At 42.1% G+C, this 15,079-nt stretch carries 11 protein-coding genes; 7 read left to right on the forward strand and 4 right to left on the reverse strand.

Features of this window, described 5'->3' with window-relative positions; all coding sequences use genetic code 11:
• The first annotated feature begins 322 nt into the window (after nucleotides 1–322).
• The 5 genes from B4N75_RS05655 to B4N75_RS05675 all read left to right on the forward strand — a co-directional run bounded on the left by B4N75_RS05655 (nucleotide 323) and on the right by B4N75_RS05675 (nucleotide 8,047).
• On the forward strand, nucleotides 323–3,046 hold the full coding sequence (locus B4N75_RS05655; protein WP_296706817.1) for a valine--tRNA ligase: 2,724 nt from the start codon (nucleotides 323–325) through the stop codon (nucleotides 3,044–3,046).
• An 87-nt stretch (nucleotides 3,047–3,133) separates the two neighbouring features.
• The gene (locus B4N75_RS05660; protein WP_296668806.1) at nucleotides 3,134–3,748 is read left to right on the forward strand and encodes a hypothetical protein; all 615 of its coding nucleotides are present in this window, start codon (nucleotides 3,134–3,136) and stop codon (nucleotides 3,746–3,748) included.
• 184 nt (nucleotides 3,749–3,932) lie between these two features.
• Nucleotides 3,933–5,894, forward strand: a complete 1,962-nt coding sequence (locus B4N75_RS05665) for an AMP-dependent synthetase/ligase (RefSeq protein ID WP_296668803.1) — start codon at nucleotides 3,933–3,935, stop codon at nucleotides 5,892–5,894.
• Nucleotides 5,895–6,020: 126 nt separating this feature from the next.
• Nucleotides 6,021–7,094 carry a type I glyceraldehyde-3-phosphate dehydrogenase gene (gene gap / locus B4N75_RS05670; protein ID WP_296025063.1) on the forward strand — a complete coding sequence of 358 codons (1,074 nt, stop codon included), beginning with the start codon at nucleotides 6,021–6,023 and terminating at the stop codon, nucleotides 7,092–7,094.
• Between the two features lie 119 nt (nucleotides 7,095–7,213).
• Nucleotides 7,214–8,047, forward strand: coding sequence for a sugar phosphate isomerase/epimerase family protein (locus tag B4N75_RS05675; protein ID WP_296025060.1), 834 nt, complete (start codon nucleotides 7,214–7,216; stop codon nucleotides 8,045–8,047).
• A 236-nt stretch (nucleotides 8,048–8,283) separates the two neighbouring features.
• Here the strand turns inward: B4N75_RS05675 and B4N75_RS05680 are convergent, their stop codons facing one another.
• Nucleotides 8,284–9,345: an Ldh family oxidoreductase gene (locus B4N75_RS05680; RefSeq protein ID WP_296706819.1), complete on the reverse strand. Its 1,062-nt coding sequence runs from the start codon at nucleotides 9,343–9,345 to the stop codon at nucleotides 8,284–8,286.
• Nucleotides 9,346–9,568: 223 nt separating this feature from the next.
• Nucleotides 9,569–10,867, reverse strand: a complete 1,299-nt coding sequence (locus B4N75_RS05685) for a DUF763 domain-containing protein (protein ID WP_296668708.1) — start codon at nucleotides 10,865–10,867, stop codon at nucleotides 9,569–9,571.
• Between the two features lie 123 nt (nucleotides 10,868–10,990).
• Here B4N75_RS05685 and B4N75_RS05690 point away from each other — a divergent pair, with 123 nt between their 5' ends.
• Nucleotides 10,991–11,443 carry a low molecular weight protein-tyrosine-phosphatase gene (locus B4N75_RS05690; RefSeq protein ID WP_296668711.1) on the forward strand — a complete coding sequence of 151 codons (453 nt, stop codon included), beginning with the start codon at nucleotides 10,991–10,993 and terminating at the stop codon, nucleotides 11,441–11,443.
• Nucleotides 11,444–11,718: 275 nt separating this feature from the next.
• Here the strand turns inward: B4N75_RS05690 and B4N75_RS05695 are convergent, their stop codons facing one another.
• Both B4N75_RS05695 and B4N75_RS05700 read right to left on the reverse strand, forming a co-directional pair.
• Nucleotides 11,719–12,660 (reverse strand): hypothetical protein, encoded by a 942-nt coding sequence (locus tag B4N75_RS05695; RefSeq protein WP_296668713.1) that lies wholly within the window; start codon nucleotides 12,658–12,660, stop codon nucleotides 11,719–11,721.
• 590 nt (nucleotides 12,661–13,250) lie between these two features.
• On the reverse strand, nucleotides 13,251–13,901 hold the full coding sequence (locus B4N75_RS05700; RefSeq protein WP_296706820.1) for a master DNA invertase Mpi family serine-type recombinase: 651 nt from the start codon (nucleotides 13,899–13,901) through the stop codon (nucleotides 13,251–13,253).
• Nucleotides 13,902–13,999: 98 nt separating this feature from the next.
• Here B4N75_RS05700 and B4N75_RS05705 point away from each other — a divergent pair, with 98 nt between their 5' ends.
• Complete coding sequence (locus B4N75_RS05705; RefSeq protein ID WP_296668717.1) at nucleotides 14,000–14,728, forward strand: hypothetical protein; 729 nt, start codon at nucleotides 14,000–14,002, stop codon at nucleotides 14,726–14,728.
• The last annotated feature ends 351 nt before the right edge of the window (nucleotides 14,729–15,079 follow it).

Consider the following 15,079-nt stretch of genomic DNA (forward strand, 5'->3'; position numbering starts at 1 on the left):
TTGAAGCTCCCGTAGCCTGGCGTCATGGTGTTGTTTACTGATTTTTGACGTGGTTGTGTTTTTTGTAGCGTCAATTGAACAGACCTTGTTTTTTCTTTATAATGGTTTATTAGGCTGATATTGAGTTTTTGTATGTGGCAGGGATTGCAGTACCTTTAGTTCCTCCGATAGGTTTCGGAACGTAGTGGAGAAACTTTTCGGAGGAATGAGCCGCGTGAGACGGCGAAGTGCGGAAAGCCCGATTTTTGCAAAGCAAAAAGCCACCCGAATATAAAAAATTACTCGAATTTGAACCTGATTTTTATTTAAGGATGCTTGAAAAATGAAAGCTATTGAACTTGAAAAGGCTTATAATCCTAAAGATTTTGAGGACAGAATTTATAATGAATGGGTTGAGAAAGGCTATTTTAAACCTGCCAGCGACAAAGATTCGCCTGTTCATTCTCAGAAAGAGTCAAACATTAAATATACAGTCGTGATTCCTCCTCCGAACGTTACCGGCGTTCTTCATATGGGGCACGGCTTGAACAACACTTTGCAGGACGTTGTTGTGCGCTATCACAGAATGAGAGGAGACGACACTCTTTGGATTCCTGGAACTGACCATGCCGGAATTGCGACCCAGAACGTTGTTGAAAAGCAGCTTAAAAAAGAAGGCAAGACGCGAAATGACTTGGGGCGCGAGGCTTTCACTGAGCGGACTTGGGAAGTTACTCACAAGCACCATGACATTATCGTAAAGCAGCAGAAAAAGCTTGGAAATTCTGTAGACTGGAGCCGCGAGCGTTTCACTTATGATGAGGGGCTTTCAAAGGCTGTGCGAGATGTTTTCGTTACTTTGTATGAGCGCGGCCTGATGTATAAAGGACAGTATCTCGTGAACTGGTGTCCTCGCTGCGGAACGGCTCTTGCCGATGACGAAGTTGAGCATGAAGACACTGCCGGCGCAATGTATCATATTTATTACAATTACGCTGACGGCTCTGGAAGAATCGAGGTTGCGACAACACGCCCTGAAACTTTCTTTGGAGATACAGCGGTTGCGGTAAATCCAAGCGACGAGCGTTATAAGAATCTAGTCGGAAAAAAAGTTCTTCTCCCTTTAATCAACAAGGAAATCCCGATTATCGCCGACGCTTACGTTGACAAGGAATTTGGGACTGGAATGGTGAAAATCACTCCTGCGCACGACCCTAACGACTGGGAAGTCGGAAAACGGCACAATCTTGAAATCATAAATCTTTTGAATCCAGACGGAACTCTCAACAATAATGTTCCTGAAAAATACCGCGGACTAAAGCCTGATGCGGCGCGGAAACTTGTGATTGCGGACTTGACTGAAAGCGGAAACTTCAAGGGTGAGGAAAAAATGACCCACTCTGTTGGACACTGCTACCGTTGCCACACCGTTGTTGAGCCTTATCTTTCTTACCAGTGGTTCGTAAAGATGAAGCCTCTTGCTGAAAAGGCTTTGAAGGCATGGAAAGACGGCGAAATCGTTTTCTTCCCGAAAAAATGGGAGAACACTTATACCCACTGGCTCGAAAATATCCGCGACTGGTGCGTGAGCCGCCAAATCTGGTGGGGACACAGAATCCCTGTCTGGTACTGCGACTGCGGCGAGACAATCGTAAGCCGCGAAGACCCGAAAAAATGCCCGAAATGCGGCGCGGATTCTTCTCATTTAAAGCAAGACCCTGATGTTCTTGACACTTGGTTCTCTTCTTGGCTTTGGCCGTTCTCAACTTTAGGCTGGCCTGAAAACACTGAGGACTTGAAGAAATTCTATCCGACAACGGCTCTCGTTACCGCTTACGATATTATTTTCTTCTGGGTCAGCCGGATGATTATGGCAGGCCTTGAATTCACCGGAAAAGCTCCGTTCCATGACATCTATATTCACGGTCTTGTGCGCGACAAGCAGGGACGAAAAATGTCGAAGTCGCTTGGAAACGGTATCGACCCGCTTGAAATTATCGACCAGTACGGCGCGGACGCTCTTAAATTCACTTTGACTTATCTTGCGGCCCAGGGACAGGACATTTTAATCGACAACGACTCGTTCAAATTCGGCTCTAAATTCTGCAACAAAGTCTGGAACGCAAGCCGCTACATTCTCGGAAATCTTGAGGGAAGAAATCTCGTTCCTGTAAAAGATGAGGAGCTGACCGAGCTTGACAAATGGATTTACACAGAATTGAACGAAGCGGCGAAAAATGCGCGCGCGGCTCTTGATTCTTACCGTTACAACGATGCGGCAAGCGCGGCTTACGAATATTTCTGGAACAATTTCTGCGACTGGTACGTTGAGGCGACAAAACTCGTGTTCTGGCACGGAACTGAAGAAGAAAAAGACAGGCAGATTTCTGTCTTGCTCAATGTCCTTGAAGAGTCGCTTAGGCTTTTGCATCCGTTCATTCCGTTTGTAACCGAAGAAATTTACTCAAAGCTTCCGCGAAAGGAAATCAACGATAACCGCGCAAAAACAGAAAGCAACAAGATTCTTCCGTCTGAAACTTACGACGGGCTTTTGGTTTCCGCTCCTTATCCTGAATTCAAGTCTGAACGCGACGACGAGAAAATCACTGCGCGTTTCAACGCTCTTAAAGATGTAATCAGAAGCGTGCGCGGTCTTAGAAACGAGTGCGGCGTAAATCCTGCGGATAAAATCAATCTTGCCTTGCTTGTTGTAAAAGGAAGCGCTGCGGAAGTCTGCAAAGAAAAAGCCGATATGATTCAGCTTCTTGCTGGCCTTTCAAAAATCGAATTCGTCGAGGAAAAGCCTGCTAAGTCAATCGGAACTGTAGGAACCGGATTTGAGGCGTTCATTCTTCTTGACGGCAACATCAACAAGGAACAGCTTTTGAAGCATTTCAACAAGGACTTGGAGACTGGCAGGAAAGATGCTGAAAGAATCGAGTTCAAACTCAACGGAAAATTCGGACAGCACGCTCCGGCGGAAGTTGTTCAGGCTGAGCGCGACAAGCTCGTTGAAATCAAGAGGCGCATAGAGAAACTTGAATCTTACGTTGCTGCGCTGAATTAGTTTGACGAGTCGGCTTTTGTGCCGGATAATGGTCAGCACAAAATTGTCAGGAAGAACAGGGGGCGAGACATGGGAATAAAATATGAGATGAAAACTGAGAAGCCTGAGAAGATGGGCAACAAGGAAGCTCAGGAGCTTAAGAATATTGTCTTGGCTCCGTATATGCAGCTTGCCACGGGGCTTATCGGAAAGGCTCGGCACGCGGGCGGAAATATGTTCCGTCATCAGATGGACACGCTTGCGATTCTTATTGACTATGGCTACATCGACTCTGTTCTTTTGAAGGCGAGCGTTGTTCACGACACTGTTGAGGATATAAAGGATTTTGATAAAGATTTAATCCTCAATGCCGATTCCGAGGGCGAGGATGTTCTTAAGCTTGTTCTTGAGGTTACAAGGCGCGAGGACGAAAGCAAGAAGCAGTTTTTGCAGCGGATTCTCGACAGCGGAAGCCAGAAAGCGAAAATTTTAAAGTGCGCGGATAGAATCTCTAATATGATTTCGCTCGGCTACGTTACCGACCCGCATTTTATTGAGCGTTACTGCGACGAGACCGAGTTTTTCCTTCTTCCGATGGCGCTTGAAATCGACTTCAATATGTACCACGAGCTTATAAATCTGATAATGACGCGCAGGCGTTATCTTGAGGACGGAGGATATTTCGACAGCCGCCACAAAGAGTCTGACAGCGATAAAAAATAATTCGCCTTAGTTTATTCTATAATCCTGAAAATTTTGCGGCGAGAACCTGTTTTTGCAAATATGCAGGTCTCGCTCTTTTTTGCAATATTAAGTTTTCCGTGGTAAAATTACATAAATCTCTAAAGAGCTTTTTGTTTGATTGTTGCTTTTGAGTTTTTTTTGATTTTATTTAATGGAGAAAATTATGGTAAAATATACCTTCCGTGAGCTTCCAAAAAATCTTCCTTTAATGCTGAAGGCGCAGACTGAAAAAGTTCCTGATACATTTCTTCAGGCTTCAAAAAATAAAGACGGCAAATATGAATATTTTACATTTGCTTCTGTTTATGATGATTTTGTCGCCCTTGCTTTTCAGTTTAAAAAGCTTGGCATTGAAAAAGGCTCCAATGTTGCATTGATTTCTGACAATCGCCGCGAATGGCTTTTGACAGATTATGCTTTGCTTTCTATCGGTGCGGCAGATGTTCCTCGTGGCTGCGACAGCATGGGAAACGAAATTCGCTTTATAATTTCTTATGCAGACTGTAAAGTTGGTTTTTTTGAAACCGGACATCAGCTCGAAAAGGTTTTGGAAAAAATCGATGAAGTTCCTCTCTTAAAAACTGTTGTAATTTACGAACCGGTTGCGCAAGAAATTGAAAAAAAAGCAGCCGATTGCGGTCTTAAGCTAATTCATTTTAACGAATTGTTTGAAAAAGCGCGGAATGAATATGCAGAAAAAAAAGAAATGATAAAAGCTGAAATTGAGTCTGGCATGGAAAAAATTGAGCCGAATGATACTGCCACGATTATTTTTACTTCCGGCACAACAGGAACTCCAAAAGGCGTAATGCTTACTCATGACAATTATATTTATCAGCTTTCTGTAATCCACAACTTTTTGCCTTCTAATCCTGGATTTATGTGGCTGAGCGTTCTTCCTGTATGGCACAGTTTTGAGCGTTTGATTCAGTATGCTGCTCCAGTTTTTTGCAACGGAATTGCCTACTCTAAGCCTATTGGACAGATTTTGCTTGCAGACATGGCGGTTATAAAGCCTCAGTGGATGTGCGGTGTTCCGCGTTTATGGGAATCTCTTGCAAAAGCTGTTCAAAAAGCCATGAAGAAGAAAGGCGGAGCCGCACTTGTTCTTTTTAATTTTTTTGTAAAAGTTGGCGGTGCCTATGCTGATCAGAAAGATAAGGTTTGCGGCCTTGTATGCCAGCTTTATAAAAAACGTAGCCGGGTTTTGGATTTTTTAGCGGGAATTGTTCCCATGTGTCTTTTATGGCCATTGAAAAAGCTCGGAGATTTGCTCGTATTTAAAAAACTCCAGGCAAAATTTGGCGGAAATCTGCATGTTGCAATTAGCGGCGGCGGAGCGCTTCCACACGAAATTGACAATTTTTACAGGGCCGTAGGATTGAACCTTTTGGAAGGTTATGGCCTTACTGAAACCGCGCCTGTTATTTCGTTTAGAAATCCTCATGAGCCTCGTCCTGGCTGCGTAGGTGCTATTTTTCCTACTGTCGAATTAAAAATCTGCAAGGAAGAGAATGGTGTTGCCGTAAATGGCGAAGATATTGGACCGGGAAAAATGGGATTGATTTTCGTAAAAAGCCGGCAGGTTATGAAAGGCTATTACAAGCGTCCGGATTTGACCGCAAAAGTGATTGATAAAGACGGCTGGTTTAATACAGGCGACCTTGGCGTACGCACTTTTGACAACGAATTGAAAATTACAGGCCGCGCAAAAGATACAATTGTCTTGCTTGGCGGTGAAAATGTCGAGCCTGCTGTGCTCGAATCGGAGCTGTTGACAAACGACCTGATAGAAAGCGCAATGGTTGTTGGACAAGATGAACGGAGCCTTGGAGCGCTCATTGTGCCTTCTAAGGAAAATACCGAGGATTTTGCAAAAGAAAATAATATTGAATATGAATCTTATGAAGAACTTTTAAAGAACAATTTTATAATTCAGGCTTTTGATAAAATCATAAAGAATTCAATTTCTACGGCAAAAGGCTTTCGTGCTTGCGAAAAAATTGGAAAATTTGCATTGATTCCAAAAAGTTTTGAAGTTGGTGTTGAGCTGAGCGCAAAGCAGGAAATGATGCGTTATAAAATTGCTGAGGAATATAAAGACTTGATTAAAACTCTTTTTTAGTTTTGATTGTTCTGATATAAAAGCCGGAACGGCCAATTTATTATAATTTTTTTATAGACTATTTGCTTGAAATTCAGTATTTTAAATATAGTAAATTTAAATTTATTTTTTAAGGAGAATAAAAACATGGCAGTTAAAGTTGCTATTAACGGTTTTGGACGTATCGGACGCTTGGCATTCCGCCAGATGTTTGCTGCAGATGGATATGAAGTTGTAGCTATCAACGACCTTACAAGCCCAAAAATGCTTGCTCACCTTTTGAAGTATGATACAGCGCAGGGTGGATATGCTGGAAGAATCGGCGAGAACAAACACACAGTTTCTTATATAGATGACGTTCTTGCCGAAGACGGAAAAACTGTAACAAAACCAGGTGCTATCGTTGTAGACGGAAAAACAATTACAATCTACAAGGAAGCAAATGCTGCTAACCTTCCATGGAAAGCTCTCGATGTAGACGTCGTTCTCGAATGTACAGGTTTCTATGTTTCAAAGGCTAAATCGCAGGCTCACATTGATGCAGGCGCTAAAAAAGTTGTAATTTCTGCTCCAGCAGGAAACGACCTTCCAACAATCGTTTACAATGTAAACCACAAAACTCTTACAAAGAACGACAATATCATTTCTGCCGCTTCTTGCACAACAAACTGCTTGGCTCCAATGGCTAAAGCTTTGAATGACTTTGCTCCAATCCAGAGCGGAATCATGTCTACAATCCATGCTTACACTGGCGACCAGATGATTCTTGACGGTCCGCAGCGCAAAGGCGACCTCCGCCGCTCACGTGCAGGTGCTCAGAACATCGTTCCAAACTCAACAGGCGCTGCAAAGGCTATCGGTCTTGTAATTCCTGAATTGAACGGAAAATTGATTGGTTCAGCTCAGCGTGTTCCAGTTCCAACAGGATCTACAACAATCTTGACTGCTGTAATCAAGACAAACAAAGAAGTTACAAAAGAAACTATCAACGCAGCTATGAAAGCAGAAGCAACAGAATCTTTCGGATACAACGAAGATCAGATTGTTTCTTCAGATGTAATCGGAATGCGCTTCGGCTCTCTCTTCGATGCTACACAGACTATGGTTTCTAAGATTTCTGACGATACATACCAGGTACAGGTTGTTTCTTGGTATGACAACGAGAACTCTTACACATCACAGATGGTAAGAACAATCAAATACTTTGCAGAAAACTGCTAATTTGTAAGTTGATTGCTTGATAAAAGACGCCCTAAGGCGTCTTTTTTTATGTCCAAATCTTCATTTTTTTTAGTTTTTCAAAAATTGCAATTTGTAGTGGCTGTATATATAATGGTTTTATGAAAATTTTAATTAGACCACATGATATTGGAAAAGGATCTGCTGAGTTTTTAGGACAAAAAGCCCATGAATGGGGATTTGACGGAGTTCAGCTTGCAATTGCAAAGGCGATTGAGGGACAAACCGGTAATCCTGGCACTTTGACGGACAGTGTTGTTTCTGAAATCCGCAGAGGTTTTAATTCTAACGGCGTTGAAATTCCGCTCTTGGGCGCATATTTTAATCCTGTTCACTCTAATAAAGAAAAAGTAAGACTTGGAGCGGAAAAATATGCCGACCATTTGCGTCATGCTGCTGAATTTGGGGCAAAATTTGTCGCTTCGGAGACCGGCTCTTACAATGACGACAAATGGACTTACAATCCAAAAAATCAGACTGAGGAGGCTTTTGCGGAAGTAAAGTCGATTTTTGCGCCTATGCCGGAGACTGCAAAAAAAAGCGGCGTCTGCATGGCTTTGGAAGGGGCATGGGGACACTGTATGTATTGTCCGGAGCGGCTTAAGCGCCTTGCCGATGAAATTGATCCAGGACAGGAAAATTTCCGTTTTATTGTTGATATTTACAATTACCTTTACATTGGAAACCACGAAAAACGTGCCGAAATTTTTGAAAAGTGTCTGGAACTCTTCAAAGGAAAAATCTGCGGTTTTCATTTAAAAGATTATGTTGTAAAAGACGGCGAGCTTGAAATTGCTCCTTTGGGACAGGGAATTATGGGCTGGAAAGAATTTTTGCCTGTAATAGTGAAGAAAGAGCCGGACGCGTATCTTATCTTTGAAGGTGTAAAAAATGTTCCTGACTCGCTTGCGTTTGTGCGTTCAATTGTAGGTTAATACGGTTGTGGCAGGGATTTTTGCATGCTAGAGCATGCTGCTAGTTTTGTTGGCACAAAACTAGATTATATAATTGTGTGCTAAAGCACACGTCCTGCCACTTTGTGGCAGGGATTGAAGCCGCGGAGCGGTTCGGACGTGCGACTGCACGGCTGAACGGAAAAATTGCCTGGCAATTTTATAACGCGAAAGCCCGGCTGCCGCGGTTTTGCCGCGGCAGTGCCACCCGAATAAATTTATATTGCTATATCTTCGAGTTTTGCTGTAATTCCTGTATGTTCAAGCGCAGAGCGGATTTTTCCTGCGATTCCGTCTGAAATAAAAAGGCCTTCCTTTGTCTGGCGTTCGTGATTGTTGTATTCGATTTCGCCGGGAACAAAAATTTCCTTAACACCTTCGCGTTTTTGAGAGCTTTTTATGCGCTCGATTGTGATGTCGATATTTTGCTTAAAGCTTTCGATGTTCGTAAAACGGGAAATGTCGATTGCTGCAAAGTTGTAGCCTATTTTGTCGGTACATTCGGCAGTTGTGTCGCCTTGGCCGTCCAAAACTGAAGTTCCGCTCAAAAGTGTTGTCATTATAAAGACGATTAAATCAAGTCCGTAGCCTTTGTAGCCTCCGAACGGCAGCTGAGGCCCGCCTCCTGTAATTACGTCCGCCGGGTTCGTCGTTGTTTTTCCGTCTTTTGTCAAAGCCCAGTCGTCAGGAATTGATTTTCCTTCTGTGTAGGCGAAAAATATTTTGTTGAAGGCGACGTTGCTTGTCGCGGCGTCAAAAACTATTGGCCGTTTTTTTCCTGCCGGAACTGCAACGCAAATTGGATTTGTTCCCAAAACTTTGTCGTAGCCGCCGAATGGAGCGACTGCAAGTCCTGTCGAAGTAAATGCCATTCCAATCATATTTTCCGGCAGGGCGTCCATGGCGTAGTAGGCGGCAAAGCCAAAATGTGTGGCGTTGCGGACTGTTGTGATTGCGACTCCGTTCTTTTTTGCCTTTTCAATCGTTTTTGCCATTGCGATTTTTCCGGCGACAGAACCTGGAGCGTGGTCTGCGTCAAAAACTGTAGTTCCAGGTCCTTCTTGAACGATTTTTATTTGCGAATGAGGATTTATTTTTTTTGCGCGCATGAGTTTTGAATAATTTTCTGTCTGAATAAGTCCGTGCGAATGGATTCCGCGCATTTCTGCCTGGACAAGGTTGTCTGCCACAGTGTCGGCTTCTTCTTTTTTTAAGCCTGATTTTTGAAAAATTAAAGATTCAAGCTCCAGCATTTTTTTTGGATCTACGGTAAGGCTCATAATTCCTCCAGATTTTTGAATTACGCTGAGACGGCTTTTTACTGCAGAACTGTAAAATTGCTGTTTTTTGAGCCGGAACAGTGTATTTTGTGAGTTCGACTTTATCACCAATTAAAAAAAATGAAAAGAAACAAAATATTTTTTTACGGATTTTTTTACAGGCTATTTATTTTCTTTTTTATGCCGGATTTTCTCAATTTTCTGATGAATTGAAAATAAAAACTCAGCCGTGGCAGGTTCTTCCGCCCCATTCTTTTGAGTGTGCGCGCTCGTGTGCGATTGTTGCGTCAAAATCTGCTTCCGGCTCGCAGTTTTCTTCTACGTAGCGGGCGGTTTTTTCAAGGCGGGCCAGACATTCGCTTTTTTCTGAATAGCCCATTTTGCTTTCTTCTATTGATTCTCCTAGAATGCGGATGCTTTCGTCGTAAATTTTTGTAGTGACGGGAAAAGGATGGCCGTCTTTTCCGCCATGCGCAAAACTAAATCTTGCCGGATCTGTAAAACGGCTTGGAGTTCCATAGATTACTTCGCTTACAAGAGTAAGGCTCTGCAAAGTTCTAGGACCAAGTCCAGGCGTTAAGAGAAGGCTTTCAAAATCTGCATTTTCGCTTTCGTAGGCTGTGGCAAGAACTGCTCCGAGCCGTTTTAAATCTACATCTTCCGCGCGGATTTCGTGATGAGATGGCATAACGAGGTTTCTGTCGTTTTTTATGAGAATTTGCGTTTTTTGCCATTCGTTGGAAAGATTATTCCGACTTGAAGGCGGATTTTTATTTTTTTCTGCATCATCAAAAAGTTCAAGCTGAAGGCTTTCGCCGCCGCCCATTTTTTTTACTTCGCGAATTATGCGGTCTGGATTTTCATGCGTCAGGCTTAAAATTTTGGAGCGTGTTGAAGAAGCGTTTATATCTGTTAGATTTAAAATCAATCCCTGGTTTTCGCCAGTTACGCCAGTATGAGGATTTTCGACAAAGCTTCTGAGTTTTTCCGATGACCAGTGGTAGCGCCGCGCTTTTTTTTCGCTTGCGTTCATTCCTTGCTGCACTACTGTCCAGTCGCCCTGGTCGCTTAAAATAAAATTATGCTGGTAAAGCTGAAAACCGTCCTGCAGGGCAGTTCCGTCGACTTTTGCGGCAAGCCGGGAGCAGTTTATGAGCTTGTTTCCGTCCATTCCAGTCATGTCGGCAAGAATTTGAAGCTCTTCCGGCGTGCGCCTGCTGTATTTTCCTCTTCCGCCGCAGACGACAATTCCAAGCTCTTTTGCGCGCCTGTTTAGCCCTCGTTTTAAGGCATACATTACGCTTGTTGTGATTCCGGAAGAATGCCAGTCCATTCCCAAAACGGCGCCCAGACTCTGAAACCACAGCGGATCGCTCAAACGGATTAAAACTTCTTTTTTCCCATATTTTAAGACAAGGGCTTCTATAATCAGCGTGCCGAGCCTCATCATTCTGTCGGCAAGCCATTTTGGAACAGTTCCCGTGTGCAGCGGTAAATCCGCATATCCTGAACGCTTTATCATAAAATTAACTGTTTATATAAAAACAAGCAAAAATAAAACTCAAAAAAGATTTTTCGTAAAAAAGTCTAGCATAAAAACTAAAAACTGTCAGATTTTTTTATTTTTTTTGTATAGAATTATTTTATGCTAAAAATACTATTTGTTTGCCACGGAAATATCTGCCGCTCGCCAATGGCAGAAATGCTTATGAAAAATCTTGTAAAAAATTCCGGACTTGAAAAAGAATTTTTTATCGAAAGCGCGGCCTGCCGCACAGACGAAATCGGAAGCCCGATTCACCGCGGAATAGTCTTAAAATTAAAAGAAAAAAATGTTCCTTTTACGGATCATCGCGCCCGGCTTATAACGCGGGAAGATTACGCTTTTTATGACTTGATAATCGCAATGGACGAAGAAAATATGCGCGACCTTGCGCGGAAATTTGCAGGCGACAAAGAAAAAAAATGCCATAAGCTGCTTGAATATGCCGGACTGTCCCGCGACGTAGCAGATCCCTGGTATACAGGAAATTTCGACGCCACTTGGAACGACATAGAAAAAGGCTGCAAAGCGCTGCTATCTTCGCTAAAAGCTTAAGAATCCGCGCAATAATAAAAAAGCGCAAAAGCGCACGCAATAAAAATTTGCAAGATATTCCCCTCATTTTTAGAAAGCGTTTACAACAAATATAAGCGGATTATTTTTGAACTAAAACAAAAAAAAGGGAAACTCAGCAACGGAATCAGAAAACAAAAATCCTCATCCCAAGCTTTGCGTTAAAAATAAAAAAGGGAAAGCGACACCTTAAAAAGGTTTCTCTTTCCCTTTCAATCCTTTTCTCTTCCAAAGCGGAAGGGTGGAGTTAGAAGTTTTTATCTTACGTTGTCTATTTCATTTTCCCAAACAATTTTGGTAGAACCATCAGCAGAAACAGCAGACTTCAGATATGAATCTTTAGGGAAATTCCATGTTCCCTTCAAAGTTGCATTTTTTGAAACCATAGCATATCTGCCAAGTTTTGCTTCCTGAACTGCAAAATCAGAAAAATCAGTACCCGATGCCTTTGAAATAACTTTGGAAGTTCCAGCTGATGAACTTGACGAGGCTTTCAATGTTATTTTATAAGCTCCATCAGCGATTTTCTTTACTTTTGAGCCATCATCATCAGTAATCTCTGTAACAGTATTTTCTTTTGCATCTGCAACCGTAGTAATCTCAGAATCTCCTGAAAGAACTGCAAGGTCAATATAAACTTTCAAAATTCCATCGGAATATGTATATGAACCCGTCGGAATATCAGTCCAGCCGTCAACAACAGAACATTCTTTTGCAGAGTTTGCTACGACAGTCTTTCCTGTTGTTCTTGACCAGCTAACAGCTTCTGCTTCGCTCACATCAAAATCGCCAGCATCTGTTGTAAAATCAGACGAAAGAACATTTTTGTAATATGAAATGAAATAAAGAGGTCTCTTTGTAGTATTACTATTTGTAGTTCCGTATTTTACTCCAACACAAACAAATGAGTAAGGTTTTTCTGTAGTTCCCTTTCCAATCTGATTAAAGATGTATCCCATCGTATATGCTCCATCAGATTTTGATGTATCGATAGAAATCTCACAATCTGCTGCAAGATGCTTTGTCGCAGTAGAGACATAACCGCGCGCATAATATGCAGAAGAGCCGTCATTTGTAAATCCATCTTCTGAAACTTTTTCGATAATACCAAGTTCATCTTCCTCTTCTTTGCACGACACAAAACCAAACATAAGCGCAGCCATCACTGCGCTACCAAAAAGGACCTTTGAAAGTTTCATATTTAATCTCCTTGAAACCGCCTTTTGCAAGGCTTTTTATTTTCTTATATTCTAACGCAACTTTTTCAAAATTACAGCCAATATAAGAATTATATAATGGATTATAAAGCAAAGATTTTTTTAGTCAATAAACGTTGAAATAATCTTGAGCCTTTTTATTTATTTTCAAGAAATCCTTTATGCGGCAATTTTTAAACAAAATGCGCCATTCTAAATTTTTGTTCAATAAACTTAGCTGACTGATTTTTAGAGAAGACTACGAGGCTGTCACATTGTCTAGATTATGACAATTGCTAGCATTGTCAAGGTGTTGCCGCATAAGCTATATTGCGACACCTGCTAACATTGTCAGTAGCCGACGCATAAGCTATATTGCGACACCTGCTAGCATTGTCAGGTGTCGCCGCATAAGCTATATTGCGACACTTGCTAGTATTGTAAGGTGTCACCGTGTAGTCTAGATTGCGGCAACTGCATGCCTGCTGTTGAATATCTTCCATAATTTACGGCTTTTGTCCGTGCCGGAAGTTTCAGGCAAAGAATCCTGTTCAGAATTAAAAGCGTTGTTACATTCGAAAAAACAATATAATTCACTGATAGATTCCGTTTTTCCACTTTTCGCCTCTGCGTTTTTCAGGCTTGAATCTGCCTGTATAGGCAAGGTAGCGGTAGAGGGTGCCTGCCGAGACTCTGACTTCACGCGCGATTTTCTGCTTTGAAGTTCCGTTTTTCAAAAGACTGTCGATTTTTAGGCTTTGCGATTCGCACTTTTTGTTTAACTCCCCGCGTATTCCTTTCTTGCGCCCCAGATGTTTTCCGGAGGCCTTTCTTGCGGCTAGAGCTTCCTTTGTCCTCTGGCTTATCAGGTTTCTTTCGATTTCCGCAGAAAGCCCGAACGCGAACGCCAGCACTTTTGACTGAATTCCGTTGTCCAGCGTGAAATTCTCCTTTATTGTCCTAAGACTGCATTTTTTGGTAATGCAGATGTTCAGAATTTCCATAATCATAAACAGATTTCGCCCAAGCCTTGAAAGCTCCGCGCAGATTATCGTGTCGTCCTCGCTGATTTTTGAAAGAAGCTCGCCGAGCCGCCGTTTTGTGTAGCTTTTTGTTCCGCTGATTGTCTCTTCAATCCAGCCGTCTATTCTGATTCTGTTTGCCTCGCACCATCTTGAAATCTCAAAGCGCTGGTTTTCAACCGTCTGCCTGTCCGTGCTCACGCGGATATATCCGTAGTTCATAAATTTCCTCCTGCCGATTTTGGCATAGAATTTCTATCATAGAACTTTGGAGCCTAAAAATAGAGTGTTGTTTTAACGTCCTTTTTGGTAGCGCAGTGATGGCTGCGCTTGTGTTTGGTTTTGTGTCGTGCGCGGCAGAAGATGATGACGATGAAAAAGAAGCTATTACTGGTAGTAATAACGATTACTCAATCAGTTTTACCAATGAAGACGATGGAATGTACCGCGCATATCATTCTACATTTAACAAGCATCTTGGAGGGCTTTGTCAGATTACTCTTGACAAGGATTCCACAGGAGAAGGCTCAATAGGCTACATTTTTGACTTGGAATCTAATCCTAGCCGCGCGACTAAAGATGCTCGAACTCTTTGTATCGTAGGTTTTAACCTTGCTACAAAAGGTGTTGCCAAGCCTTATGTATCGCATTACACAAATGTAACTGATATTCAGGCAGACAATTTTGGAACAAAACTTTCTGATAATCCAGCAGTAGAAACCGAATATCTAAAACTTGGGGATTCGTCTATCACCCTTTCTGACTGCGAAGTTGATGGAAAATATGTTCTTACTGTTGATGTGAACGGCAAGGATAACGAGGATTATGTTGTAAGAATTTATAAAGGAAAAGTTGAGAAAGCTTCCCTTGCAACAGCGAAAACAGCTGTTGACCCTATAACAATTCCAAAAGAAGACCTTTATCCAACCACAAAAAGAATTGAGCAGAAAGCTGCCGCTGTATATGTAAATGTTTATGCTAAAAAAACAATGAAAGCTACTTGGCACTATGCAGATACATATGCTGAAGCAGAAGTTGTTGAAGAATAGTTTTTCTAAATAAATTCAATTAACTAAAAAACAAGCGGTTTTGAGCCCTCAAAACCGCTTGTTTTTTTTAGAGATTACGGTGTTCAATAACCTCAGAAATAAAAACTTATTTTTCGCCAGTTTTTAACTTCGTAACCTGTTCCAAGGAAAGACCTGTAACAGAAGCAATCTGTTCGGCAGTTCCAAGATTCGCAGCAATCATTTTTTTGCAGTTTCGAGAGTTTTTTCGCTCGCAATATAGTTAGCCATGTTTCGTGCCATATCTTTTGCCATGTCTTGCGCCATATCTTTAGCAATATCTTGCGCCATATCTTTTGCCAAATTTCTTGCCTGCAGCTTAATCTCCTGTTC

This window comes from Treponema sp. UBA7570 (genome assembly GCA_002477955.1).
Lineage (GTDB): Bacteria > Spirochaetota > Spirochaetia > Treponematales > Treponemataceae > Treponema_D.

Coding starts and splice junctions, on each gene's coding strand:
- B4N75_RS05655 (WP_296706817.1), top strand. CDS start 323: ATGAAAGCTATTGAACTTGAAAAGGCTTATAATCCTAAAGATTTTGAG.
- B4N75_RS05660 (WP_296668806.1), top strand. CDS start 3,134: ATGAAAACTGAGAAGCCTGAGAAGATGGGCAACAAGGAAGCTCAGGAG.
- B4N75_RS05665 (WP_296668803.1), top strand. CDS start 3,933: ATGGTAAAATATACCTTCCGTGAGCTTCCAAAAAATCTTCCTTTAATG.
- gap (WP_296025063.1), top strand. CDS start 6,021: ATGGCAGTTAAAGTTGCTATTAACGGTTTTGGACGTATCGGACGCTTG.
- B4N75_RS05675 (WP_296025060.1), top strand. CDS start 7,214: ATGAAAATTTTAATTAGACCACATGATATTGGAAAAGGATCTGCTGAG.
- B4N75_RS05680 (WP_296706819.1), bottom strand. CDS start 9,345: ATGAGCCTTACCGTAGATCCAAAAAAAATGCTGGAGCTTGAATCTTTA.
- B4N75_RS05685 (WP_296668708.1), bottom strand. CDS start 10,867: ATGATAAAGCGTTCAGGATATGCGGATTTACCGCTGCACACGGGAACT.
- B4N75_RS05690 (WP_296668711.1), top strand. CDS start 10,991: ATGCTAAAAATACTATTTGTTTGCCACGGAAATATCTGCCGCTCGCCA.
- B4N75_RS05695 (WP_296668713.1), bottom strand. CDS start 12,660: ATGAAACTTTCAAAGGTCCTTTTTGGTAGCGCAGTGATGGCTGCGCTT.
- B4N75_RS05700 (WP_296706820.1), bottom strand. CDS start 13,901: ATGAACTACGGATATATCCGCGTGAGCACGGACAGGCAGACGGTTGAA.
- B4N75_RS05705 (WP_296668717.1), top strand. CDS start 14,000: ATGGCTGCGCTTGTGTTTGGTTTTGTGTCGTGCGCGGCAGAAGATGAT.